The sequence below is a fragment of the Agilicoccus flavus genome, from assembly GCF_014857905.1.
In the GTDB taxonomy this organism is placed as follows: Bacteria; Actinomycetota; Actinomycetes; order Actinomycetales; family Dermatophilaceae; genus Agilicoccus; species Agilicoccus flavus.
Genome location: NZ_JACYXE010000003.1, coordinates 238,494 through 263,037 on the forward strand (window position 1 = coordinate 238,494; position 24,544 = coordinate 263,037).

The window sequence follows — 24,544 nt, forward strand, 5'->3', positions numbered from 1 at the left end:
GGTAGGCGCGGACTCAGCCGGTGTTCTGCAGCCCGGCGGCCGCGCCGTTGACGGTGAGCAGAAGCACCCGGCGCCACTCCTGCCGGTCGGGGCGCGTCTGCCCGCTCGTCGGGTCGGTGGGCAGCCGGAGCACCCGCAGCGCGCGCAACTGGAGGTGGTTGAGGGCGTCGACGTACGGCAGGCGCACGCCGATGGCCCGCTCGAGGTGCGGCTTGTGCTCGAGCAGCTCCTCCTGGTCGAGGACCGCGAGGACGAGCCTCTTGCTCAGGTCGAACTCGGTGAGGATCTGCTCGGTGAGGTCGTGGCGGCCGCCGAGCTCGAGGTAGGCGCGCCCGATCTCGCGGTCGGACTTGGCGATGCTCATCTCGGCGACGTCGATGAGGGACGCGAACAGCGGCCACTCCCGGTAGGCGGCCCGCAGCGCGTCGAGGTCGTCGACGGCCGCGAGACCGGAACCGATGCCGTACCAACCGGGCAGGGTGACCCGGGTCTGCGCCCACGAGAACACCCACGGGATGGCCCGCAGGGCGTCCAGGCCGCGGCCGCTGTTCGCGCCGCTGCGGCGGGCCGGGCGGGAGCCGAGGCGCAGCTCGCCGATCTCGTCGAGGGGCGAGACGTCGGCGAGGAGGTCGGCGAAGCCGGGTTGTTCGACGAGCGCCCGGTAGCAGCCGCGGCTCTGCGCGTCGACGACGGCCGCGACGTCGGCGAACCGGCGGGCGGCGGCGTCGCGCGCCGCGGCCCGCTCCGGCTCGTCGGCGAGCAGGACGGCGGAGGTGAGGCGCTCGAGGTGCCGCTGGCCGATCGTCCGGTCGCCGTACCGGGCGAAGATGACCTCGCCCTGCTCGGTGACCTTGAACCGGCCGTCGACGGACCCGCTCGGCTGCGCCATGATCGCGCGGTGCAGGGGGCCGCCGCCGCGGCCGAGGGAACCGCCGCGGCCGTGGAACAGGGTGAGCTGTACGCCCGCCTCGCGCGCCCAGGCGACGAGCTCCTCCTCGGCCCGGCCGAGGGTGAGCGTCGCGGACGCCGGGCCCACGTCCTTGGCGGAGTCGCTGTACCCGACCATGACCTCCACCACCCGCCCGGACGACTCGAGGTGCTCGATCGTGGCGGGCAGCGCCGCCCAGTCGCGCAGGATGCGGGGGGCGTTCTCGAGGTCGGCGCCGGTCTCGAAGAGGGGGACGACGGTCAGGCGCAGCGGCCGGGTCCCGACGGCCAGGCGGGCGAGGGCGCGCACGGCCGCGAGGTCGGCGGCGTTGCGGCTGAAGCTGACGATGTAGCGCCCGCAGGAGCGCGGCCCCCACCGTTCCTGCAGCCAGGCCATGACCCGGATCGTGTCGAGCACCTCCTCGGCCCGCTCGCCGGTGGGGTGCACCCCCGTCGGCCAGCCGTCGCGCGCGAGGCGGTCGAGCAGGTGCGCGTCCTGGGCCGCGGCCGCCGGGTCGGTGACGTCGGGCAGGCCGGCGAGCAGCTCGGTGAGCACGGCCTCGTGGACGGCCGAGTGCTGGCGCACCTCGAGTTCGGCGAGGTGGAACCCGAAGGTCTCGACGAGCCAGATCAGGTGCTGCAGGTCGCCGTACGCGCTGCGCAGGTCGCCGGCGGCGACGAGGCTGTCCTGCACGAGGGCAAGGTCGGCGAGCATCTCGTCGGGGTCGGTGTATCCCGCCCCCGCGCGCTGGGCCCGCGTGGCCTCGACGCGGAACGCGACGATGAGCATCTTCTGCCGGTGCGGTTCGCCCGGTGAGCTCTTCTCCACCTGCGCGAACCGTTCCGGGAAGGCGACCGCGTCGTTGGCGAGCGCCTCACGCAGCGCGTCCGAGGGCGGGCTCCACGCGGCGTCCACGGTCATCGCGCGCGCCACGGCGTCGACGGCCCGCGCGAGCTGCGTGAGGGCCTGCTCCGCGTGCAGCCCGACGGTCTCGCGGGACACGGCCGCGGTGACGTGCGGGTTGCCGTCGCGGTCGCCGCCGACCCACGAGCCGAAACGCAGGAACGCGGGGACCCGGGGCGGGCTCACCCCCGGGTCGGCGCCGGGCAGCGCCGCCTCGACGGAGCGGTACAGCCGCGGCACGATGTCGAAGAGCGTGTGGTCGAAGATCGACATGACGGTGCGCACCTCGTCGCCCGGCTCCGGCTGGGTGCTGCGCAGCGAGGCCGTCCGGGTCAACGTCGAGATGTCCTCGAGGAGCAGCCGCCGCGCGAAGGCCCGCCCGGCGGGACCGTTCGCCGGGTCGTCGTGCAGGTCGAGGTGGGTGGCGATGCGGCGCAACGCCGCGGTCACGGCCCGCCGCCGGGCCTCCGTGGGGTGCGCGGTGAGGACGGGGTGGATGCGCAGCCCGTCGAGCAGCTCGGGCGCCTCCCCGCGCAGCCGCGACAGCGCGGGCGAGACGCCGCCGGACTCGATGCCCTCGCCGGACTCCGCGTCCTCGGCCCGCAGGCCCCGCGCACGCTGGCGCTCCTCGGCGAGGGTCGTCAGGTGCAGGTGGACGGTGACGGCGCGGGTGACCGCGGCCGTGCTCGCCGCGTCGAGGTCGCCGACGATGGCCTGCGCCGACGCCATCGACTCCGCGGTGCTCGGGTTCGCGCACGCGGCGACGAGCGCCTGGACGAGGTCGAGCAGCGTGTCGCCGCCGGCCTCGCGCAGGACCTGCTCGTGCAGCCCCCGCAGGAACGCCAGATCGTCCTCGAGGGTGACCGGACGGGTGGGGGGCAGCGCGGTCTCGTTCGCCATGCGCGCCAGTCTAGGAAGGGCGCCCGCGGGGCCTCCGACGTGTCCGACCGGCGGTCGGGGCGCCGCGGCGCTGTTCGAGCGGGCCGCCCGCCGGGTGGGCGCGCGGGCCCGGGGCGCGGGGAGCGGACGCCCAGCTCGGCGTCGTAGGGTCGGACGGTTACCCGTCACCGGAAGGACCGAACGCCCGTGAGCCTGCTGTCGTCGATCACCTCGCCCGCGCGCCTGCGCGGGTTGTCTGCGGCGCAGCTGCCCGAACTGTGCGAGCAGGTGCGCTCGTTCCTCGTGTCGTCGGTCTCGCGCACCGGGGGCCACCTCGGCCCGAACCTCGGGGTCGTCGAGCTCACGGTCGCGCTGCACCGCGTGTTCTCCTCGCCGCGGGACTCCATCGTCTTCGACACGGGTCACATCTCCTACGTCCACAAGATCCTCACCGGTCGGCACGACTTCGACGGCCTCCGCTCGCGCGGTGGGTTGTCCGGCTACCCCAGCCGCACCGAGTCGGAGCACGACATCGTCGAGAACAGCCACGCGTCGACGTCGCTCGCGTGGGCCGAGGGGATCGCCCGCGGCCGGCGCCTGCGCGGCGAGACCGGGCGCCACACCGTCGCCGTCATCGGCGACGGCGCCCTCACCGGCGGCATGGCGTGGGAGGCGCTCAACGACATCGCCTCCGACAAGACGCTGCCGCTGGTCATCGTCGTCAACGACAACGCCCGCTCCTACGCCCCGACCACCGGCGGGCTCGCCGAGCACCTCGGCCTGCTCCGCACGACGCGTCGCTACGAGGACGTCATGTCGTGGGGGCGGCGGGTCATCACGCGGGCCCCGGTCGTGGGGGACCGCGCCTTCGACGCCCTTCACGGCGTGAAGAAGGGGCTCAAGGACATCGTCGCGCCGCAGGTCATGTTCGAGGACCTCGGTCTGAAGTACGTGGGCCCCGTCGACGGTCACGACCTCGACGCGCTGCAGACGGCGCTGCGGCGCGCGCGCGACTTCGGCGGCCCGGTCATCGTCCACGTGCTCACCGAGAAGGGGCACGGGTACGAGCACGCGACGAACGACTCCGACGACGCCTTCCACGCCGTGGGCGTCATCAACCCCGAGACGGGTCTCCCGCTCGAGATCGCCGGCCGGAGCTGGACGGCGAACTTCTCGGAGGAGCTGGAGCGGCTCGGCGCGCAGCGCGACGACATCGTCGCCATCACGGCAGCCATGCTCATCCCCGTGGGACTGCGCGGATTCGCGCAGAAGTACCCCGACCGCGTGTTCGACGTCGGCATCGCCGAGCAGCACGCCGTGACTATGGCGTCCGGGCTCGCCTACACCGGCCTGCACCCCGTCGTCGCGATCTACTCGACGTTCCTCAACCGCGCGTTCGACCAGCTCCTCATGGACTGCGCGCTGCACCGCGCCGGCGTGACGTTCGTGCTCGACCGGGCGGGTGTGACCGGCAGCGACGGCGCCTCGCACAACGGCATGTGGGACTACTCCCTGCTCTCGATCGTGCCGGGGCTGCGGCTGGCCGCGCCCCGCGACGGCGAGCAGCTCGCGGCGGCGCTGCGCGAGGCGGTCGACGTCGACGACGCGCCCACCGTCCTGCGTTTCCCCAAGGGCACCGAGCCCGCCCCGCTGCCGGTCGTGGAACGCGCCGACGCCTTCGACGTCCTCGCGCGCCACGGCGAGGGCGACGACCTCGACCTCCTGCTCGTCTCGGTGGGGGCGATGGCCGAGATCGCGGTCGGCGCGGCCGAGAAGATCGCCGCCCAGGGCCTGCGCGTCGACGTCGTCGACCCCCGCTGGGTGCTGCCCGTCGCCCCCGGTCTCGTCGGGGCCGCCGCCCGCGCCCGCCTCGTCGCCGTCGTCGAGGACCACGTCGCCGACAACGGCATCGGGTCGGCGGTCGCCGCCACCCTGGCCGCTCAAGGGGTCGACGTGCCGGTCCGGCGCTTCGGCCTCGCGAAGGAGTTCCTCGACCACGACTCCCGCGGGGCGATCCTGCGCGGCGCCGGGCTGACGCCCGACGACATCGCCGACGACCTCATCGCCCGCCTCTGAGCCGACGGGCGCCCGCCCGACCCGCCCCGGCCGTCGCACCGCCGACCCCACCCGACCCGCAGGAGACGCCGTGACCGAGCCCACCGGCCCCGACCTTTCGACCGGCCCCTCGACCGGCCCCACGGCCGAGCCCGCCGACACCGAGCTCCCCGACACCGAGCCCGCCGACACCGAGCCGGCCGACACCGAGGGCCGCGGCGTGCGCCGCGTCCCGGTCGAGGGCGGGTTCGTCGCCGTCCGCGACCTCAACCCCGGCGCGGCCGCCGACGCCCCGCTCGTGCTCCTCGTCCACGGCATCACCGCCAACGGTGCCGCGTGGAGCGTCGTCGGGGCGGAGCTGGCCCGTCGCCACGGGGAGCGCGTCCGGGTCTGGGCCCCCGACCTGCGCGGGCGCGCCATGTCGCGGGGCACGACGCGACCGGCCGGAATCGACGCCCACGTCGCCGACCTCGCCGCGGTCCTCGACGCCGCTCGCGGTGAGGCCGGCGACGCCCGAGCCGCCGCCGACACCGCCGACACGGGGGACGCCCACGGCGAGGCCGGCGAGGTCGACGACCGTTGCGTGCTCGTCGGGCACTCGATGGGCGGGTTCGTCACCGCGCTCGCGGCCGCGACGTACCCCTCCCGGCTGCGGGGCGCAGTGCTCGTCGACGGCGGCTTCGCCTTCCCCGCCCCCGCCGGCCTCGACATCGACGCGGCCCTCACCGCCGTCATCGGCCCGGCGATGCAGCGCCTGTCGATGCGGTTCCCGACGCCGGCGGCCTACCTCGACTTCTGGGCCGCCCACCCCGCGGTGGGCCCGCTGCTGCGCGGGGCGCACGCCGGGGCGGTGCGCACCTACCTGCTCTCGGACCTCGTCCCGACGGCGCAGGGCGACTACGTCAGCTCGTGCGTCGCCGACGTCATCCGCGCCGACGGCCGAGCGATCCTCGCGGACCCCGAGGTCCTGGGCGCCGGCCGCCGCGCGCTCGCCGAGGGAGTGCCGCTCCGGTTCGTCTGGGCCGAGCGGGGGCTGATGGACGAGGCCGTCGGCCTGTACGACGCCGACCGGATCGCGGCCCTCGCGCTGCCGGAGGCCGTGGAGGTGACCGGGGCGGAGGGGGTCAACCACTACGGCGTCATCCTCGACGACGCCGCCGTGACCGTCGTCGTCGACGCGATCGACGCCGCCCTGGTCGGCTGAGCGCGTCCGACGCCGCCCGCCGGGCGCGACCCACCGGGTGCTCGAAAGGCCACCCGGCGGGCGCCCGCGTCAGAACGTGAAGACGGCCGTCAGCACGTGGCGTTCACGCGCGGCGACGGCGCGCATGAGGTCGGGAGCCTCCTCGAACGGCACGACGTCGGTGACGAGGTGTTCGCGGACGGCCGCGCCCTCCGCCTCGAGCAGGTCGAGGGTCTCCAGCGACAGCCGGCGCCGGTCCCAGGCGTGGGCGAGCCCGCGGGGGACCCGCCCGATCTGCGCGGACACCATCCGCAGGCCGTTGTGGTGGAACTCCTCGCCGAGGCGCAGGTCGTCGGCGCCGCCGGTGTAGAAGGCGAGGTCGACGACGCTGCCCTGCGGGCGCAGGCAGCGCAGGGCCTCGTGCAGCGCGGCAGACCGGCCGCGGCACTGGAAGACGACGTCGGCGCCGTGGTCGCCGGGGCCGTGCCGCCACCGTGTCTTCAGCACGGCTCCGGGATCCTCGCCCAGGTCGAGCGCGGCGAAGCCGAGTCGGCGCGCGACGGACAGCCGCCGGTCGTCGGCGTCGACGACGACCACCTCGGCCGCGCCGTGTCGCCGCGCGAGCAGTGCCACGAGCAGGCCGATCGGGCCGGCGCCGGTGACGACGACGAGCCGGCCGGCGACCCCGCGGCCCAGGTCGTCGGCGCTGCCGCCGGCCGCGTCCCACGCCGCGTGGAGCAGGCCGTTGGCGCAGATCGGGCCGAGGTGCGCGACGTACACCCCGAGCAGCGGGTCGAGTCCGTCGGGGAGGGGGACGACGTGCTCGCGCACGGGGTCGCTGACGTGGTGGGTCGCGTGACCGAACGGGGTGGCCACGAGGTCGCCGACGGCGAAGGCGGGGGTCGCCGACTCGAGCACGCGCGCGACCTCCATGTAGCCGAGCCGGGTCACGGGGTAGGCGAAGTCCGGCTCGGCGCCGGGGTCGGGTACGAAGAGACCGAGCTCGGGGTCGAGGCGGGCGTGCAGAGCCGGATTGTCGCCCTTGAGGAACGTCAGCTCCGTCCCGGCGGACAGCCCCGAGGCGACCGCCTCGAGGAGCAGGCCGCCGTCGGGGACCGCGGGCAGGTCCCCCTCGACGATGCGCAGCTGCCCGGGCGCGGCGACCGTGAGGTTGCGGCGCCTCACGCGCTCGTCCCCGACCGCCGGGGCACGACGGGCTTGTCGGCCGCCGCGCTATCGGCCAGCGCCATCGCCAGCCGGTGGCTGCTCGCCGCATCGGCCCACGGGGCGATCGCGGCGGGGATCTCGCCGCGGACGGCGGCGACGAAGTTCTCGTCGACCGCCACCCGCGGGTCGGCCCCCCGCTCGTGCCGCTCGGGCTCGCCGGTACCGCGGTCGAGGACGAGGCCCTCCTCGCCGATGCTCACGTGGGCGCCGGCGGCGACGACGTCGAGCCCGGCCCCGAACTTCCGGGACAGCGCGCAGGAGGCCCCGATCGTGAGGACGGTGCCGGAGGCGAACCGGACGACGCCGCCCGTCGCGTCGTCGACGTCCGTCCCGGTCACGCCCTCGGGCAACGTCCCGGGTCGACGGTCCTCGTCCGCGAGACGCGCGCCGAACGCGTGTACCTCGACGGCCTCGCCGAACAGCGACCGCGCGAGGTCGAGGACGTGGGCGAGCTGCTCGACGACCTGCCCGCCCGACCGGTCACGCCGCTGCCACCACGTGACCGGCGGCCTCTTGTCGAGCCAGTAGCCGTGCGCGAGCAGGGGGCGGCTCGTCGCGAACAGCTCGCGCGCCACCGCGAGGTGGTCCAGGCACCGCCAGTGGTACCCCGTCCCGGTGACGACGCCGGCCTCCTCGACGAGCGACTCCAGGCGGTCGAGGGTGTCGAGGTCGAGGCCCACGGGCTTCTCGACGAACAGGGGCAGCCGCCGCGCGAGGACGGCCTCCTCGGGGGCGCCGTGCGCGAACGGGGGGACGCACACGTAGGCGGCGTCCACGGGCCCGTCGTCGAGGGCCGCCTCGACGTCGTCGAACGCGCGGGCACCGACCGTGTCGGCCAGGGCGGTGGCCGCCGGCAGCGACACGTCGGCGACCGCCGCGATCGACACGTCGGGCAGGTCCGACAGGACGCGGGCGTGGCGCTGGGCCACGCCGCCGGCGCCGATGAGGGCGATCCTCGTCACGGGTTCCTCCTAAGCAGCTCGTAGTACAGGGACAGGTAGTCCGCCGCCATCCTCTCCGGCTTCCAGGGCCGGGCCGAATCGCGGCACGCCGCCGGGGAGATCTCACCGACCCGGTGCAGCGCCTCGGCGATCCCGGCCTCGTCCTCGCGCAGGAAGCCCGTCACGCCGTCGGTGACGAGGGAGGGCAGGACCCCGAGGGGGGTGGCGACGACGGGGATCCCGCGCACCAGGGCCTCGACGACGCCGGTCGCGCCCGGCTCGGCCCACCGGTTGGTCGCGAGGAGGGCCACGGCGCCCCGCAGGAGGCGTTCCTTCTCCAGGCCCGCCACCCCGCCGGCCCAGCGCACGGCGCGCCCGTCGAGGAGCGGCTCCACACGCTCGCGGAAGTACTGGACGTCGGGGTGGCCCAGCAAGGCCTCGTCGCCGGCCGCGATGCGCGCGCCGAGCTCCTCGGGGTCGCCCACCCCCGCCACCGGCCCCGCGAGCACGAGCGGGACCCCGGCGGCGACGCAGGCGCGCGCCGCGATGTCCTGGCCCTTGTCGGCGGTGATGCGGGCGAGGAGCAGCGCGTGGGCCCCCTGCTCGATCGTCGACTCGACCTCCGGCCCGAGGACGGGCGGAGCGGGCACCGCGAGCGGGACGACACCGAGCGTCTGGGCACGGATGGCCTCGGGGGCACGGTCGAGCTGGGACTGCGACACCGCCGCGAACGCGACCCGCCCGCGCCCGTCGAAGCGCGAGTAGAAGTCGGCGTGCTTGCGCATGTCCCAGTGCAGGGTCTGCAGCGTCGGCGGGGCGTCGGTCCCCATCGCCGCGAGCGTGGCCACGCCGACGACCTCGAGATGGTCGTGGACGACGTCGTAGCGCCCGGACCGCAGGGCGGCGGCGACGCCGTGCATGTGGGCGTGGGCGATGCCGGAAACCTGGTTGTACGGGCGCGCGATGTCGGCGAAGCGTGGCGCGTCGACGACCCGGATGACGTCGTCGACCTCGAGACCCGGCTCGCCGACGGTGGCCAGCGTCACGTGGGCCCCGGCGCGGCGCAGCTCCGGCACGAGGGTCGCGACGACGGTCTCGATCCCGCCGTACCCGATCGGCGGGACGGGCAGCCACGGCCCGGCGTCGACGAGGACCCGCAGCGTCATCGCGACCTCGACATCGGCTCCGGGCGCGGGCGCGGGCGCTCGAGGTAGGCGGGGACGTCGAGCATCCGGGGCCGCTCGCCGAAGCCGACGTCGCTGGTGCGGGCGACGTAGCCCGCGGTCCCGCGGACGAACTGGGTCATCTCGTGCGACGGCTGTTCGGTCGCGACGATCCGCCCCTGCCGCGCGAGGCGTTCGTGCGCCGTGAGCTGGATCTGCATCGCCATGCGGGCCAGCTGGTCGTCGGGGGAGTTGCGGTGCTCTCGCACGCCGAGGTCGACCTGGGCCAGCGCGTCGAGGCCGTACCGGTCGAGGAGGTCGACGAGCAGCCCGATCTCGACGCCGTAGCCCGAGACGAACGGGACCGACTCGAGGCACTCGCGGGTCGCGGCGTACTCGCCGGCCAGGGGCTGGACGAACCCGGCGAGGCAGGGCCAGTGGGCGTTGAGCAGCGGCCGGGCGACGAGTTCGGTGACCCGGCCGCCCCCGGCGGGCAGCACCGTCGCCCCGTTCGTCAGGGGCCGGTCGTAGCACCCCTTGGAGAAGTGCACGCCGTGGGCCAGCACGGGGCCGAGCAGCCCGACGACGAAGACCGGATCGAAGTTGCGCAGGTCGGCGTCGACGAAGACGAGGACGTCGCCGCTCGTCGCGGCCAGGGACTTCCACAGGGCCTCGCCCTTGCCGGGCACGTCGCCGAGCTGCGGCAGGACGTCGCCCTGGGCCACGACGCGGGCCCCGGCGGCCCGGGCCACCTCGACGGTGGCGTCGGTGGAGTTCGAGTCGACGACGAGGATCTCGTCGACGAGGCCGATCTCGTCGCGCAGCGTGCCGGCGATCGCCGCGACGATCGCGCCGACCGTGTCCTGTTCGTTGCGCGCCGGCAACACGACGCTCACGGCGCGGCCCGCCTTGGCCGCCGCGAGGGAGACGGCGTCGAATTGCTGTGCGTCGTAAGAGCGCTGGCTGAGCCACGCGCTGACGTCGGGATGCATGGTGCGACCTCCGTCTCACGGATCAGGCGGATCGGCCTGGCCGGGGTCGTGATGACCGCCGGGGGCGTCAACGTAACAATGTCTTCGGCACCACGCGCGTCGAACCCCCGCACCCGGACGCCGACCGGGTCCCGCCGGGCCCACCACCCCGAACAGGAGCGAGATGACCCCCACGAGCCCGCGCCGCGTCGTCCTGTGGCGGCACGGCCGCACGGCCTGGAACGTCGAGAACCGGGCTCAGGGCCAGCGTGACGTCCCCATGGACGAGGTGGGGGTCGCCCAGGCCGCCGACGCCGCGCCGCACCTGGCCGCCCTCGACCCCGCCCTCGTCTGGTCCTCGGACCTGACGCGGGCCCGGGACACCGCCGACGCGCTGGCCCGGCTCACCGGGCTGCCGGTCGTCACCGATCCCCGCCTGCGGGAGTACGACGTGGGCCTGCGCGCCGGGTACACGTTCGAGGAGTTCCGGGCGGCCCACCCGGAGGTGCACCGCCGCTTCTTCGGCGACCCCCACTTCCACGTGCCGGGCGCCGAGGAGGTCGGGCAGGTCGCGCGGCGGGTGGGCGACGTGATCCGGGACGCGACCCAGGCGCTGCCGCCGGGGCGGGTCGGCGTCCTCGTCGGCCACGGCGCGGCGCTAACCAGCGGCCTCCTGGGCTTCTTCGACGCCCCGCCGCACCTGCGGGACATGTTCGCGGGCATGGGCAACTGCGCGTGGACCGTGCTCGCCGAGCACGAGGCGCGCGGGTGGCAGATCGTCGACTACAACGCCGGCTCCACCGCGCACGCCCTCCGACCCACCGACAACGCCGACGCGCCGTTGTGATCCGCTGCCCCTGAACCCCCTGAACCCCCTGAACCCCCTGAACCCCCTGAACCCCCTGGACCCCCCGAAACGGCGAGGCGCCACCCCGTGCGGGGTGGCGCCTCGTGGTGTGCGCGCGGTGGGGCGCGCCGTCAGATGTCGCGGAACGTCTCGACGGTCGCGCCGAGCGCGTTGAGCCGCTGCGCGAGGTCCTCGTAGCCGCGGTTGATGACGTACACGTTGCGCAGCACCGACGTGCCGGGCGCGGCGAGCATCGCGATGAGCACGACCACACCGGGGCGCAGCGCCGGCGGGCAGATGACCTCGGCGGCGCGCCAGCGCGTGGGGCCGTCGATGAGGACGCGGTGCGGGTCGAGCAGCTGCACCTTGGCGCCGACCTTCGTCAGCTCCGTCAGGTAGATCGCCCGGTTCTCGTAGACCCAGTCGTGGATCATCGTCCGACCCTCCGCGCACGCGGCGATGAGCGCGAAGAACGGGAGGTTGTCGATGTTGAGGCCGGGGAACGGCATCGGGTGGATCTTGTCGATCGGCGCCTTGAGCGGCCCGGGGATCGTCGTGAGGTCGACGAGCCGCGTCAGTCCATTGGCCGACGGGTATTCGTCGCTGAGGTCGTACTTCATGCCCATCTCGGTGAGCAGGGCGAGCTCGATCTCCATGAACTCGATGGGGACGCGGCGGATCGTGATCTCGGACTTCGTCACGACCGCGGCGGCGAGCAGGCTCATCGCCTCGATCGGGTCCTCGGACGGGCTGTAGTCGACGTCGACGTCGATCTCGGTCACGCCGTCGACGGTGAGGGTCGTCGACCCGATGCCCTCGATGCGCACGCCGAGCTTCTCGAGGAAGAAGCACAGGTCCTGGACCATGTAGTTGGGGCTCGCGTTGCGGATGACCGTGCGGCCCGGGTGGCGGGCGGCGGCGAGGAGCGCGTTCTCCGTCACGGTGTCGCCGCGCTCGGTGAGCACGATGGTGTGCGTCGCGGTGTCCTGGTTCTGGACCCGGGCCTCGTAGAACCCGTTCGTCGCCTCGACCGTGAGCCCGAAGTGGCGCAGCGCCGTCATGTGGGGCTCGATCGTCCGCGACCCCAGGTCGCAGCCGCCGGCGTACGGCAGCTGGAAGTCGAGGTAGTCGTGCAGCAGCGGGCCGAAGAACATGATGACCGTGCGCGTGCGGCGGGCCGCCTCCACGTCCATCCCGGCGAGGTCGAGCCGCGCCGGCGGGATGATCTCGAGGTCGCTGCTGTCGGGCAGCCAGCGCGTCTTGACCCCGATGCTCGAGAGGACCTCGAGGATGCGGTTGACCTCCTCGATGCGGGCGAGGCTGCGCAGCGTGGTGCGGCCGCGGTTGAGCAGCGAGGCGCACAGCAGCGCGACGGCCGCGTTCTTGCTCGTCTTGACGTCGATCGAGCCGGACAGGCTGCGCCCGCCCTCGATCCGCAGGTGCTGCGGGCCCGACGATCCCAGCGACACGAGCTGGGAGTTCAGCTTGTCGCCGATGCGGGAGAGCATGTCGAGGCTCAGGTTCTGCCGCCCCTGCTCGATGCGCGCGATGGCGCTCTGACTCGTGCCGAGCAGCTCGGCCAGATCGTTCTGAGTCATGCCCTCATGCTTTCTCGCTTCGCGGATGAGGGTCCCGATGCGCGAGAGGTAGTCGTCACTCATGCACCAAACCCTAACTCATATGTGAGATACGACGGCCCCAGGAGGGCCCTCGCGTGTCCCGCGTTCGGACGGCTCGCCCGCCGTGCGGCGGGCCACCCACGGTGGTGGTCGCCGGATCGGACCAGGTCGGACGTTCGACCCAGTTTGCCACGCCGGTTCGCCCCGGCCCAATCGCGCGCCGGGCTCGGCGAGTTGATCTTGTTATGCCGCAACAGGATTCACCCTTGCACAGGGGTGTGTCGCAGGAGGGTCGGAGGCGGCCTCGACCGGGTCCGCGACACGCCACGGGCGGCGTCCACACCGGGGTGGACGCCGCCCGTGTCAGCGGGGAGGACGGCCGCCGCGAGTGGCCGGCAGGATCGGCGTGTCGCCCGACCCGGCCGCCGCGGCGATCAGGTCGTCGGGCCCTCCGGGACGGAGGCGGCGCCCCGCGGCAGGAATCGGCCGCCCGTGGCCCGTTCGGCGATGCCGCTGCGGTCGAGCAGCGGCGTGAGCCCCCCGTTGAAGAACGGGAAGCCGGCGCCGGTGATCATCGCGAGGTCGAGATCCATCGGCGCCGCGACGACCCCCTCGTCGAGCATGATCCGCGCCTCCTGCGCCAACCCTTCGAGCACCTGCTCGCGGACCTGCTCGGCGCTGAGCTCGACGGGCTTCTCGGGCGCCTCGAACAGGTCGAGGACCTCGGGGTCGAGGACCGGGGTGCCGTCGGGCCCGGGCGTGTAGTAGCCGCGCTTGCCGGCCGCCACGACGCGGCGCGCGTTCTCCGAGACCGTGAACCGGTCGGGGAAGGCGGCCGCGAGGGTCTCGTTGTTGTGCAGCGCGATCGCCGGACCCACCAGCCCCGCGAGGTGGAACGGCGGCATCGGCGTGATGCCGGAGAACGCGGCGTCCGCGACCTCGATCGGCGTGCCGGCGTCGACGATGCGGCCCACGTCGGACATGAAGCGGCCGAGCAGCCGGTTGACGACGAAGCTGGGGCTGTCGTTGACGAGGATCCGGGTCTTGCGCAGCTTCTTGCCCACCTCGAACGCCGTCGCGAGCGTCGCGTCGTCGGTGGCCCCGCCGCGGATGATCTCGAGCAGCGGCATGACCGCCACCGGGTTGAAGAAGTGGAAGCCGACGACCCGCTCCGGGTGGGCGAGGTCGGCCGCCATCTGCGTGATCGACAGGGACGACGTGTTCGTCGCGAGGATGCACTCGGGGGAGACCACGGCCTCCACCTGCGCGAACACCTCCTTCTTCACCGACATCTCCTCGAAGACCGCCTCGAGGACGAACTCCGCGTCGGCGAAGCCCGCCTTGTCGACGTCGCCGGTGAGCAGGCCGCGCATCCGCGTCGCCGCGTCGTCGCTGACGCGGCCCTTGGCGACGAGCTTGTCGATCTCGGCGTGGACGTACGACAGGCCCTTCTCGACGCGCTGCGAGTCGACGTCGGTCATGACGACGGGCACCTCGAGCCGGCGCACGAACAGCAGCGCGAGCTGCGCGGCCATGAGCCCCGCCCCGACGATGCCGACCTTCGTGACCGGGCGGGCGAGGCCCTTGTCGGGCGCGCCGGCGGGTCGCTTGGCCCGCTTCTGCACGAGGTCGAAGGAATAGAGGCCCGCGCGGAGCTCGTCGCTCATGAGGAGGTCGGCCAGCGCCTCGTCCTCCGCGGCGTAGGCCTGCTCGCGGCTCGAGGTGCGGGCGGCCGAGACGAGCTCGAGGGCGCGCAGGGGCGCGAGCGCCTTTCCGCCGGTGCGGGCGAGGACGCGTCCGCGGGCGGCGTCGACGGCGGCCTCCCAGGAGGCCTCGTCGCGGCCCGGCCCGTCCCCGGCCTGCGTGCGCTCCACCGTGACCTCGCCCGAGAGCACGCGCGCGGCCCACCGGATGGACTCGGCGAGGAAATCGGCCGGCTCGAACATCGCGTCGGCGATGCCGAGCTCGAACGCCTTCGGGCCCGCGAGCATGCGGTTCTGCTCGAGCGGGTTGTCGACGATGACGGTGAGTGCCCTCTCCGGCCCCACGAGGTTCGGCAGCATCCAGCAGCCGCCCCAGCCCGGCACGAGGCCGAGGAACGTCTCGGGCAGCGCCAGCGCGGGCACGCCGGAGCTGATCGTCCGGTACGTGCACGACAGGGCGGCCTCGACGCCGCCGCCCATCGCGGCCCCGTTGACGAACGCGAAGGTCGGGACGGGCAGGTCGGACAGGGCCGAGAACACCTCGTGACCGAGTCGGGCCACCTCGCGCGCCTTGTCGCGGGTGTCGATGCGGGGGACCCCCGTGAGATCGGCGCCCACGGCGAAGATGAACGGCTTGCCCGTCACACCCACGGCGACGATCTCGCCGGCCTCGGCGCGGGCGGCGAGTTCGCGCACGCGCGCCGCCAGCTCGGTCAGGCCGGCCGGTCCGAACGTGTTCGGCTTCGTGTGGTCGTGGCCGTTGTCGAGGGTGATCAGGGCCATCGTGCCCGCGCCGCCGGGCAGCGCGACGTCGCGGACGAGCGCGTGGGTGACGACCTCGTCGGTGAAGGACTCGCTCAGGGAGCCGGCGGGCGTGGTCATCGGGTGACCTCCTCGTTCTCGGACGGTGCGTCGGTCTGGGTGGAGGTGCCGTCGGCGCCGATGTCACTGCGGTAGTCGGCGTGGTGCGGGTTCTCCCAGATGACGGCCGCGCCCATGCCGATGCCGATGCACATGGCGGTCATGCCGTAGCGCACCTCGGGCTGTTGCTCGAACTGGCGCGCGAGCTGCGTCATGAGGCGGACCCCGGAGGCGGCGAGCGGGTGCCCGACGGCGATGGCGCCGCCGTACGGGTTGACCTTGGGGGAGTCGTCGGGGATCCCGAAGTGCTCGAGGAAGGCGAGCACCTGCACCGCGAACGCCTCGTTGAGCTCGAACAGGCCGATGTCGTCGATGCTCAACCCGGCCTGGGCGAGGGCCTTCTCGGCCGCGGGGACCGGGCCGTAACCCATGACCTCGGGCTCGACGCCGGCGAACGAGAACGCGACGAGCCGCATCTTCGCCGGCAGGCCCAGGCGCGCGGCCGCCTCCTCCGAGGCGAGCAGGCAAGCGGTGGCGCCGTCGTTGAGGCCGGCGCTGTTGCCGGCGGTGACCTTGCCGTGCGGGCGGAACGGGGTCCGCAGGTCGGCCAGGCCCTCCATCGTCGCGCCCGGGCGCGGCGGCTCGTCCGCGGTGGCCAGGCCGTAGCCCAGCTCGGCGTGGCGCGTGGCCACGGGCACGAGGTCGGGCTGGATGTCGCCGGCCTCGTAGGCGGCCGCCACCTTCTGTTGGCTCGCGACCGCGAACCGGTCGCTGCGCTCCTTGGTGAGGCTCGGGTAGCGGTCGTGAAGGTTCTCGGCCGTCGAGCCCATGACGAGCGCGGACGGGTCGACGATCTTCTCGGCGATGATCCGCGGGTTGGGGTCGATGCCCTCGCCCATCGGATGGCGGCCCATGTGCTCGACCCCGCCAGCGATGGCGACGTCCATCGCGCCGAACGAGATCGCCCCGGCCGTCGTCGTCACGGCGGTCAGGGCGCCGGCGCACATGCGGTCGATGGCGTAGCCGGGCACGGTGTTCGGCAGGCCGGCGAGCAGCGAGGCGAGGCGGCCGATCGTCAGACCCTGGTCGCCGGTCTGGGTCGTCGCCGCGATGGCGACGTCGCCGACCTCCTCCACGGGCAGCGACGGATTGCGGCGCACGAGCTCGCGGATGCAGGCGACGACGAGGTCGTCGGCCCGGGTCTGGGCGTACATGCCCATCTCGCCCGCCTTGCCGAACGGTGTGCGGACACCGTCGACGAAGACGACTTCACGGCGTGGTCGGTTCACGGGTGATCTCCTCTGAGCTCCTGCGTCGTCGCCGGATGCGCGACCGTGGTCGTCCCTCACGTTACCGGGCGGTAGGGAGGTGGGCGGGCCGCTTCCTCCCGGCGGGCACGTGGCCCTGACCACATGATGCGCGCGCGAAGGGGGAGCGGCCCGTCGGGTCGCCTCGGGCACCTCCGCCGCCGGAGCGTCCCCGGACGGCCCTGCTCTGGGGGCGGGCCGCGGTCAGCCGCGGTGGGCGAGCGCGGCCTGCGCGAGCAGCGGGGCGGCGATGTCGACCTGCCACGGGCGGGCGCCCCGGGCGGCCAGGGCCCGCGCCGCGACCTCCTCGGCCGCCTCGAGGTCGCCGCCGGCGTCGCCCAGGTCGGACCAGACGACGCGGCGCAACGTGTCGGGGGTGAGGAGGTTCTCGAGCGGCACGTTCCGCTGCTCCGAGAACGCGGTGAGCCCCGCGCGCACGTCCTGCAGACGGGCGTGGGCGACGGGATCCCGGTCGGCCCACGTGCGCGGCGGTGGCGGCGCGTCGGAGGGGAGGGTGGCGGCGGGCAGGTCCTTCTCGGGCAGGGCCTGGGCGCGGGCGACGGCGGCGAGCCAGACGTCCTGCGAGCGCCGGATGCTGCGGTGCGACGTCGCCGCGGCGAGGTCGGCACCGGTGGCGGGGCCGGCGAGAGCGACCTGGAGGAGGACGGCGTCGGGCAGGAGCCGACCCGGGGCGACGTCGCGCCGGCGGGCCAGGTCGTCCCGGGTCTGCCACAGCTCGCGGACCACGGCGAGCGGGCGCCGCCCGCGGACCCGGTGCAGGCCCGACGTGCGGCGCCACGGGTCGGTGCGGACGGCCGGGCCCGTGAAGCCCACGAGGTGCGCGAACTCCTGGCGCGCCCATTCCTCCTTGCCCTGGGCGGCGAGGTCGGCCGCCATGGCCTCCCGCAGCTCCGCGAGGAGCTCGACGTCGAGCGCGGCGTAGAGCAGCCACGGCTCGGGCAGCGGACGCGTCGACCAGTCGACGGCCGAATGCTCCTTCGCGAGGCGCACGCCGAGGTAGTGCTCGACGACGGCGCCGAGGCCGGCCCGCGGGAGCCCGGCGAGCCGGGCCCCGAGCTCGGTGTCGAAGAGCGAGGTGGGCGACAGGCCCACCTCGGCCAGGCACTGCAGGTCCTGCGTCGCGGCGTGGATGACCCACTCGACGTCGCGGACGGCCTCGCCGATGGGGGACAGGTCGGTGCAGGCCATCGGGTCGACGAGCCACGTGCCCGCGCCCTCGCGCCGGACCTGCACGAGGTAGGCGCGCTGCCCGTAGCGATAGCCGGACGCGCGTTCGGCGTCGATCGCGAGCGGCCCGTGACCCTCCGCGAGCGCCCGGGCCGCCTCGACGAGCCGCCGCTCGTCCTCGACCACCGGGGCCAGGGGGTCGCGGGGCCGGCCGAGCAGCGGCAGCGGCTCCGGCGCCTCCGCTGAAGGGGCGGCCGGCGACTCGGCAGCGGTGGCCGCGCCGGGCTCCGCCGGGGTGGCGGCGTGGCTGACGGCCGCGGCGTCGTCGTCGGTCGGGCCCGGGGCATCGGGTGCGACGGCGGACTGGGCGGCGGAGCCGGCGGCCGCGGCATCGGGGGCACCGGCGGGGCGTCCGGCGAACCGGCGGCGGGGACGGAACGGACCCGCCGTGGCCGAGGGGGCCCCGGCGGCCTCGGGGGCGCCGGCCGCGACCGCGTCCACGGAGCCCTCCGAGCGCCCCGACGAACGGGGGCGGTCGGCGTCGGCGCGGTGGTCCGCGCTGGGCGTGGGCATCCCGGGAGTCTATCGCCGGCGCGCGGGCATGGCGCTGACCCCGGCGGGCAGGGGCGGCAGCCCGGCGACGGTGCACAGCAGCTCGGCCCACGTGTGCAGGTGCCCGGTGATGTCGTCGTCGACGGGCGACCAACTCGCCCGCACCTCCATCTCGACGGCGGGTTCGCGGTCGGACAGCGCGCCGAAGCTCTCGGACACCACGCGGGTGACCGTGCCGCCGAGCGCGCGGTGCTCGGCGCCGTGCACCCCGAGGGCGTCCGTGAGCCAGGACCAGCCGACCTCCCCGAGCAGCGGATCCGAGGCGAGCTCGGCCTCGAGCTCGGCGGACGCGAAGGTGACGACGCGCCACGTGCTCTCCCACGCCTCCGGCGCCGACGGGTCGTGCAGGAGGACGAAGCGGCCGTTCGCGCTCGGGTCCGCGCCGGCGGCGGAGACCACCTCCGCGCTGAGCGCGAGCGAGTGGGGTGCGATGCGCTGGGGGGCGGGGATCTCCTCGAGGGCCACCTCGGGGCGCAACCTCAGGTCGCGCAGGGCTTGCGCCGCCGCCACGAACGCGGGCGGCGCGGCGGACGCGCGACGGCTGTTCACCCGCAGAATGTATGCCGCCGCCACTCTCGCCCCCCGGCACCACGCCGGGCGGGCGGGACGCCGACGCCCTCGCCGGCCCGGCGCGGGCGAGGCCGGGCGGCGCGTCGGGGGCTCGTGACACGATCGGGGGGTGACCGACGCCGTACCCGCCGCCTCCTCGACCCCCGCTCCGACGCCCCGACCGGCCCCCGGCCCGGACGTCGCTCCTGCCGGCGGCTCGCCGGCCGACAGCCTGCTCGTGCGTGCGGCGACGGGCCGCCCCGGCCCGCGCCCGCCCGTGTGGTTCATGCGCCAGGCGGGTCGCTCCCTGCCGGAGTACCGCAAGGTGCGGGAGGGGGTGGGGATGCTCGAGTCGTGCCGCCGCCCCGACCTCGTCACCGAGATCACGCTGCAGCCCGTGCGCCGCCACGGCGTGGACGCGGCGATCTTCTTCAGCGACATCGTCGTCCCGCTCGCCGCAGTGGGGATCGACCTCGACATCGTCGCGGGCACGGGGCCCGTCGTCGCGGAGCCGATCCGGACCCGCGCCGACCTCGACCGCCTCCCGGAGCTGGACGCCGCCGCGGTGCCCGACATCGCCGAGTCGGTCCGGCTGCTCGTCGCCGAGTTGGGTCCGACGCCGCTCATCGGTTTCGCGGGCGCCCCGTTCACGCTCGCGAGCTACCTCGTCGAGGGCGGCCCCAGCAAGACCCACGCCCGCACGAAGGCGCTCATGCACGGCGACCCTCAGCTCTGGTCGGACCTGTGCGCCCGGCTCGCGCAGATCGCCGGGGCGTTCCTGCGGGTGCAGATCGAGGCCGGTGCGAGCGCGGTCCAGCTCTTCGACTCCTGGGCCGGGTTCCTGTCCCGCCGCGACTACGAGCGCCACGTGCAGGCGCACTCCGCGTCCGTCCTGGCCTCCGTCGCCGAGCTGGGCGTCCCGCGCATCCACTTCGGGGTGGGCACGTCCGAGCTGCTCGAACCGATGACCGCTGCGGGGGCCGACGTCATCGGCGTCGACTACCGCACGTCGCTGGCCGGCGCGATCGACCGGGTGGCCGGGGTCGGCGCCCCCGCCGTCCAGGGCAACCTGGACCCCGCGCTGCTCTTCGCACCCTGGGAGGTCGTGGACGCGCAGGTCCGGCGGATCGTGTCCGAGGGCCGCGGCGCGTCGGGCCACGTCGTCAACCTCGGCCACGGCGTGCTCCCCGACACCGACCCCGACGTCCTCACTCGCGTCGTCGAGCTCGTCCGGTCGCTGGAGGTCTGACCGGGTCGCCGCCGGGGCCTCCTCGATGCCCGCGGCGCGCCCGGAGCGTCAGCGCGCCCGCCGGGGGCGGACGCTCGGCGGGCCGTGTCGCGATCGTCGATGGCCTGGCGGACCCCGGCGATGGCCGTGCGAACGGTGTCGCCGTAGCCGTCGTCGGCGAGCGCACCGGAGCGCTGTTCGGCGGCGTGGATGTGCTCGGCGGCCGCGTCGAAGGCCCCCAGACGGCGGAGATCGTCCGCCAGGTTGAGGTGCAAGCTGGGGAAGAATCCGGCGACGCGGTGGCTGTCGTGGTGTCGCCTGAGGCGTTCGTCGGCGAGGGCGTCGGCGGCATCGAGGGCGCGGACGTCCCAGACGAGGGATTCCGCGGCGTCGACGTGGAGGTCGGCCAGGTAGTGGGCGAGCGTGCAGCGGTGGAAGGCATCGCCCGCCGGTCCGATGCGTCGCCAGAGGGCGATCAGGTCGCGTCGGGCCGACGCGACGTCGCCCTCGCGCCCGCGAGCCACGGCCGAGCCGATGGCGTCCATCGTCGGGTCCGGACCTTCAGCGTTCGTCGTCATGGATTAGGTGCTCCTTCGCGTGGATCGTGATCGGGGCAATGGACCGGGGTCGGTCACGACCGAGGAGTGTGGTCCGGGCCCCGGCACGGCATGACGATCGTGGCGAGGTCGCCGTCGTCGGCCGACCGCAGGGTGGCCGGGCGGTCGGGCCCGCGGAGATCGAGCATGACGTCGCTGCCGAGGGCGAGGCTCAACGCGGGATACCACGTGGTCGTCGCGAACCAGAGGCTCAGATCGGGACCCGTCGCCGTGCCGTCGAGCGCCTGGACGCCGTCAGGAAGGAGGAGGGCCGGCCGACCGCCCGATACCCGCAGGCCGACCTTGTCCGCCGCCCGCTGCTCCAGCGACCTGACGATCTCCCGCTTCGAGACGGTGACGCGATGCGTCACCGGTGGGAGGGACCGGACCACGAGCCGGTGATCCGGAAAGACGTCGGTGAGCAGGCGAGCGTGTAGCACCCTGCCGTCGTCCGCACTCAGATCCAGGGTCCGTTCGTCCGCGTCCAACCGCACCATCGGGCTCCGCCGGAGCCACGACACCGCGGTCCGGAGATCGTCCCCGTCGAGGGTCCCTGCCCATGACGCGGCGGGCGGGCGGCGGGGGACCAGCGTGCGCGTGACGAGGCGGTAGCGATCCGTGGCCGTGAGCGCGATGGCGTCGGGGTGCATCTCGAGGTGCACCCCGCCCAGGACGGGCCTCTCGGGGTCGGCCACCGTCGTCGTCAGGACCTCGTCGATCGCCGCGGCCAGGGCCGGACCGGGCAGCGTGGTGATGACGAGGCGGCCCGATCCGCCCAGGGAGGCGTGTAACACCGCGGCGACCTGTCGGATCCGGTCGGCTTCGGCCGCGACGTGCGCGACCTGCTCGTCGATCAGCCGCGCCGCCTCCTCAGCGTCGGCCGTGCGGAGCCTGCGGACGGTGGGCAGCGGCATGCCGATCTCCCGCAGGCGACGCACCAGCGTCGCCCGCTCGAGCTGCTCCTCGCCGTAGAGCCGGTAGCCGGTCACCGCATCCACTCGCGCGGGGCGCAGCACGCCGGCATCGTCGTAGAACCGCAACGCGCTCGCCGTCAGCCCGGCGAGCTCGGCGAACGCGCCGATCGACATCAACTCCGGGTCCGTCACGTGGACATCGTGGGACCTCGACCCACTCGAAGGTCAACGACGGCACCCTGTCGACGTCCCGCCCGCGTCATCTGGCCGTCCCGGCCGGGAAGGTCCGTCCAGGGTGCCTCGAGGCCGGCGCGTTCAACCGATGCCCATCGGCTCGTCGAACGACCCCGCGGCACGCCGGGCGAGTGCGAGGGCGCGCTCGGTCACGGGTGAGACGAGTGCTTCGGTCGCGACCAATGCACTGATGACTCGTCTCGGGGTGGGCGACGCGACCGGCTGGATCACCACCCCCGGTGGCGACGCTTTTGCACCGATCCGGGGCAGGACGCTGATCCCGACGCCGGCCGCGACCATGGCCAGGGCCGTGGCGTAGTCCTGCGCCTGGACGCCGAGGTCCGGGCGGAAACCGGCGGCCACACACGCGTCGATGGTGATCTGACGGCAGCTGCCCTGCCCGGCGTTGGTGTCGATCCACGTGTCGTGCTGCAGGGTCTCGAGCCGCAGCGGCCCCTCGTGAGCGGCGAGGGGGTGCGTGACCGGCACCGCCACGACGTAGGGGTCGCTCGTGAGGGGAATCGCCTGGTAGCCCCGCGGGGCGGGCGGGGGTTCGGCCTCGGCGACGAGCTGCAGGTCCGGGCGCGGCCGACACTGCGGGTCGTACGCGTCCCGGACGTAGAGCTCGACGCGCACATCGGGGAACTCCCGCGTCAGCCGGGCCATGATCTCGGGCATCCAGGCCGCACCGAGCGAGGAGAAGTAGCACAGGGTGTACGTGCCGCTGCGCCCGGCGCGGAGGCCGGCGACGAAGTCGTCCAGGTCGGCCAGCTCGGCCACGAGCGAGTCCGTCCTGGCCGCCAGGGCGAGGCCGACAGGGGTGGGCTCCACGCCGCGCCCGATGCGCGTGAGGAGGGTCAGGCCGGTGTCTCGCTGCAGCTGGGCGACCTTTTGGCTCACGGATGCGGGCGAATAGCGGAGCGCTTCCGCGGCCCCGCGGATGGATCCGGTCGCGATGACCGAGCGGAAGGTGCGCAGGCGATTCAGATCCACGGCGCCACCCTAGGTCAGTTCAGATGTGCCGAACAGAACCACACATGTGTTTGCTGGATTTTGCGCTTCCGACTTGCGACAGTCGTGGCCGAGGCCATTCCCCTCGCGCTGTCGCCGGTCCGTCGCCTCCGACCCGACGGATGCGAAAGCCGACACATGATCCCCTCACGCCCCGAGCATGACGGCACCGAGCTGCCCGTCATCCCTGCCACGGGAGCCGAGCTCGAGCTCCTCGACGCCTACCTCGACCACCAGCGTGCCGTCGCGCGCCGCAAGGCCGAGCGAATCAGCGCCTCGTCACTGAGACAGCGGCTTCCCGGCCACCCCTCGCTTCTCACGATCGGAGGCGTCCTCAAGCATCTCAGCTGGGTGGAGATCAAGTGGTCCCAAGCGGTCTTCCTCGGATACGACTACGGCGAGATGGACGAGCCCTGGGCCGGCTGCCGCGGCACCGACCCCGACTGGGAGTGGGACGTCAGCACCACCGACCCCGACGAGGTGCTGGATCTCCACGAACGAGCGGTCGGGGCCGCACGTGCGGCCTTCGCCGCGTCGTCGAGTCCCTCGTCCCTCAGCAGGCGCGCCGGTTGCGCCGACCCCGGGGAGGACGGATCAAACGAGGATTCGCGTTACCAGCTGCGTTGGATCCTCATCCACCTCATCGAGGAGTACGCCCGGCACAATGGGCACCTCGACCTCCCGCGGGAGGCCGTCGACGGCGCGACCGGCAACTGACGACACGGACCCGCTCGGGACGACGACCGGCCGGCGCCGCGCGGGGCGTGGAGCGCGACCCCTGCGGCGGGCCGGCCGTCTCCGCGGACACGTCATCGCCGAGATCCGGGGACGGTTCCAGCGCCTATCCGGTAGGGCGGCGCATGGGCCGTCCGGGTCCGGGGTCGGTCAGGCGCACGGTGCACAGCGGCAGGAAGTGCTGTACCAGGGGGCCGATCGCGAGCGCATAGAGCACGGTGCCGACGCCGACGGCGCCGCCGAGGGCCCAGCCCACCGCGAGGACGGTCACCTCGAGGGCGGTCCGGATGAGGCGCAGGCTCCACCCGGTGCGCCGGTGCAGGCCGGTCATGAGCCCGTCGCGGGGACCCGGCCCGAGCTGGCTGCCGATGTAGAGGGCGCCGGCCAGGCCGTTGAGCACGACCCCGCCGACGAGCAGGGCCGCCCGGGGCAGCAGCCCCGCCGGGGCCTCGAGGACGGCCAGGGTGGCGTCGGTCGCCACGCCGATCCACACCGAGTTCGCGACGGTCCCCAGTCCGGGCATCTGCCGCAGCGGGATCCACAGGAGCAGCACGACGAAGCTCGTCACCACGACGATCGTGCCGAAGCTCCAGGGGACGTGCGTCATGACACCGTCGTGGAAGACGTCCCACGGGTCCAGCCCGAGGGTGCCCCGCACGAGCATCGCCATCGAGACGCCGTACAGGCTCAGCCCGACGAAGAGCTGCACGAGCCGGCGGGGGAGACGGCCCGCGCGGAGCTGGGCGAGGGGGCCGATGGCGAGCAGCTGCGGGCGGCCCGCGGGGCGGTCGGGCGGGGGGAGCGAGGAGTCCTCGCGGGGGCGGCGCATGGTCACGATGATCCCTGCCGTGAGACCGCCGTCCGCGCCGGGCGACCGATCGGTCACGCTG

At 74.3% G+C, this 24,544-nt stretch carries 19 protein-coding genes; 6 read left to right on the plus strand and 13 right to left on the minus strand.

The annotated features are described in order from the left end of the window. Positions 1-13: 13 nt before the first annotated feature. Entirely contained in the window at positions 14-2,731 is a 2,718-nt protein-coding gene (locus ICW24_RS06905) for a phosphoenolpyruvate carboxylase (RefSeq protein ID WP_226344983.1), read from the minus strand. A gap of 186 nt (positions 2,732-2,917) precedes the next feature. Between ICW24_RS06905 and dxs the strand changes: the two genes are divergently transcribed. Then, the gene (gene dxs, locus ICW24_RS06910; RefSeq protein ID WP_226344984.1) at positions 2,918-4,786 is read left to right on the plus strand and encodes a 1-deoxy-D-xylulose-5-phosphate synthase; all 1,869 of its coding nucleotides are present in this window, start codon (positions 2,918-2,920) and stop codon (positions 4,784-4,786) included. Positions 4,787-4,856: 70 nt separating this feature from the next. Continuing rightward, positions 4,857-5,969 carry an alpha/beta fold hydrolase gene (locus tag ICW24_RS06915; protein ID WP_307781306.1) on the plus strand — a complete coding sequence of 371 codons (1,113 nt, stop codon included), beginning with the start codon at positions 4,857-4,859 and terminating at the stop codon, positions 5,967-5,969. Positions 5,970-6,038: 69 nt separating this feature from the next. Here ICW24_RS06915 and ICW24_RS06920 read toward each other — a convergent pair whose 3' ends face one another. Genes ICW24_RS06920 through ICW24_RS06935 form a run of 4 tightly spaced genes read right to left on the minus strand, consistent with a single transcriptional unit; the run spans position 6,039 to position 10,271 of the window. Continuing rightward, positions 6,039-7,133: a zinc-binding dehydrogenase gene (locus tag ICW24_RS06920; protein ID WP_226344985.1), complete on the minus strand. Its 1,095-nt coding sequence runs from the start codon at positions 7,131-7,133 to the stop codon at positions 6,039-6,041. Then, on the minus strand, positions 7,130-8,137 hold the full coding sequence (locus ICW24_RS19670; RefSeq protein WP_226344986.1) for a Gfo/Idh/MocA family protein: 1,008 nt from the start codon (positions 8,135-8,137) through the stop codon (positions 7,130-7,132). The genes ICW24_RS06920 and ICW24_RS19670 overlap by 4 nt, the downstream gene beginning before the upstream one ends. After that, on the minus strand, positions 8,134-9,282 hold the full coding sequence (locus ICW24_RS06930; RefSeq protein WP_226344987.1) for a glycosyltransferase: 1,149 nt from the start codon (positions 9,280-9,282) through the stop codon (positions 8,134-8,136). The genes ICW24_RS19670 and ICW24_RS06930 overlap by 4 nt, the downstream gene beginning before the upstream one ends. Continuing rightward, positions 9,279-10,271 (minus strand): glucosyl-3-phosphoglycerate synthase, encoded by a 993-nt coding sequence (locus tag ICW24_RS06935; protein WP_226344988.1) that lies wholly within the window; start codon positions 10,269-10,271, stop codon positions 9,279-9,281. The genes ICW24_RS06930 and ICW24_RS06935 overlap by 4 nt, the downstream gene beginning before the upstream one ends. Before the next feature lie 163 nt (positions 10,272-10,434). On the opposite strand from ICW24_RS06935, the gene ICW24_RS06940 reads away from it, so the two are divergent. Then, positions 10,435-11,097 carry a histidine phosphatase family protein gene (locus ICW24_RS06940; RefSeq protein ID WP_226344989.1) on the plus strand — a complete coding sequence of 221 codons (663 nt, stop codon included), beginning with the start codon at positions 10,435-10,437 and terminating at the stop codon, positions 11,095-11,097. A gap of 131 nt (positions 11,098-11,228) precedes the next feature. On the opposite strand, the gene ICW24_RS06945 is transcribed toward ICW24_RS06940, so the two are convergent. The 5 genes from ICW24_RS06945 to ICW24_RS06965 all read right to left on the minus strand — a co-directional run bounded on the left by ICW24_RS06945 (position 11,229) and on the right by ICW24_RS06965 (position 18,936). Further along, complete coding sequence (locus ICW24_RS06945) at positions 11,229-12,758, minus strand: helix-turn-helix domain-containing protein (RefSeq protein ID WP_226344990.1); 1,530 nt, start codon at positions 12,756-12,758, stop codon at positions 11,229-11,231. Between the two features lie 392 nt (positions 12,759-13,150). Further along, on the minus strand, positions 13,151-15,301 hold the full coding sequence (locus ICW24_RS06950; protein WP_226344991.1) for a 3-hydroxyacyl-CoA dehydrogenase NAD-binding domain-containing protein: 2,151 nt from the start codon (positions 15,299-15,301) through the stop codon (positions 13,151-13,153). After that, complete coding sequence (locus tag ICW24_RS06955; RefSeq protein ID WP_226344992.1) at positions 15,298-16,569, minus strand: thiolase family protein; 1,272 nt, start codon at positions 16,567-16,569, stop codon at positions 15,298-15,300. Before ICW24_RS06955 ends, ICW24_RS06950 begins: the two co-directional genes overlap by 4 nt. 222 nt (positions 16,570-16,791) lie before the next feature. Then, positions 16,792-18,348 (minus strand): HRDC domain-containing protein, encoded by a 1,557-nt coding sequence (locus tag ICW24_RS06960; protein WP_226344993.1) that lies wholly within the window; start codon positions 18,346-18,348, stop codon positions 16,792-16,794. A 9-nt stretch (positions 18,349-18,357) separates the two neighbouring features. Beyond that, a complete protein-coding gene (locus ICW24_RS06965; protein WP_226344994.1) occupies positions 18,358-18,936 on the minus strand; it encodes a DUF3000 domain-containing protein in 579 nt (192 codons plus the stop codon). A 130-nt stretch (positions 18,937-19,066) separates the two neighbouring features. Here ICW24_RS06965 and hemE point away from each other — a divergent pair, with 130 nt between their 5' ends. Both hemE and ICW24_RS06975 read left to right on the plus strand, forming a co-directional pair. After that, a complete protein-coding gene (hemE, locus tag ICW24_RS06970; protein ID WP_372360553.1) occupies positions 19,067-20,185 on the plus strand; it encodes a uroporphyrinogen decarboxylase in 1,119 nt (372 codons plus the stop codon). A gap of 185 nt (positions 20,186-20,370) precedes the next feature. Continuing rightward, positions 20,371-20,772 (plus strand): hypothetical protein, encoded by a 402-nt coding sequence (locus ICW24_RS06975; RefSeq protein ID WP_226344995.1) that lies wholly within the window; start codon positions 20,371-20,373, stop codon positions 20,770-20,772. A gap of 23 nt (positions 20,773-20,795) precedes the next feature. Here ICW24_RS06975 and ICW24_RS06980 read toward each other — a convergent pair whose 3' ends face one another. Together ICW24_RS06980 and ICW24_RS06985 are read right to left on the minus strand one after the other, a co-directional pair. Next, positions 20,796-21,866, minus strand: coding sequence for a MerR family transcriptional regulator (locus tag ICW24_RS06980; protein ID WP_226344996.1), 1,071 nt, complete (start codon positions 21,864-21,866; stop codon positions 20,796-20,798). A gap of 123 nt (positions 21,867-21,989) precedes the next feature. Then, on the minus strand, positions 21,990-22,901 hold the full coding sequence (locus tag ICW24_RS06985; RefSeq protein ID WP_226344997.1) for a LysR family transcriptional regulator: 912 nt from the start codon (positions 22,899-22,901) through the stop codon (positions 21,990-21,992). Between the two features lie 156 nt (positions 22,902-23,057). On the opposite strand from ICW24_RS06985, the gene ICW24_RS06990 reads away from it, so the two are divergent. Next, complete coding sequence (locus ICW24_RS06990; RefSeq protein ID WP_226344998.1) at positions 23,058-23,636, plus strand: mycothiol transferase; 579 nt, start codon at positions 23,058-23,060, stop codon at positions 23,634-23,636. Between the two features lie 124 nt (positions 23,637-23,760). Here ICW24_RS06990 and yczE read toward each other — a convergent pair whose 3' ends face one another. Continuing rightward, positions 23,761-24,483, minus strand: a complete 723-nt coding sequence (gene yczE / locus ICW24_RS06995) for a membrane protein YczE (RefSeq protein ID WP_226344999.1) — start codon at positions 24,481-24,483, stop codon at positions 23,761-23,763. Between the last annotated feature and the right edge of the window lie 61 nt (positions 24,484-24,544).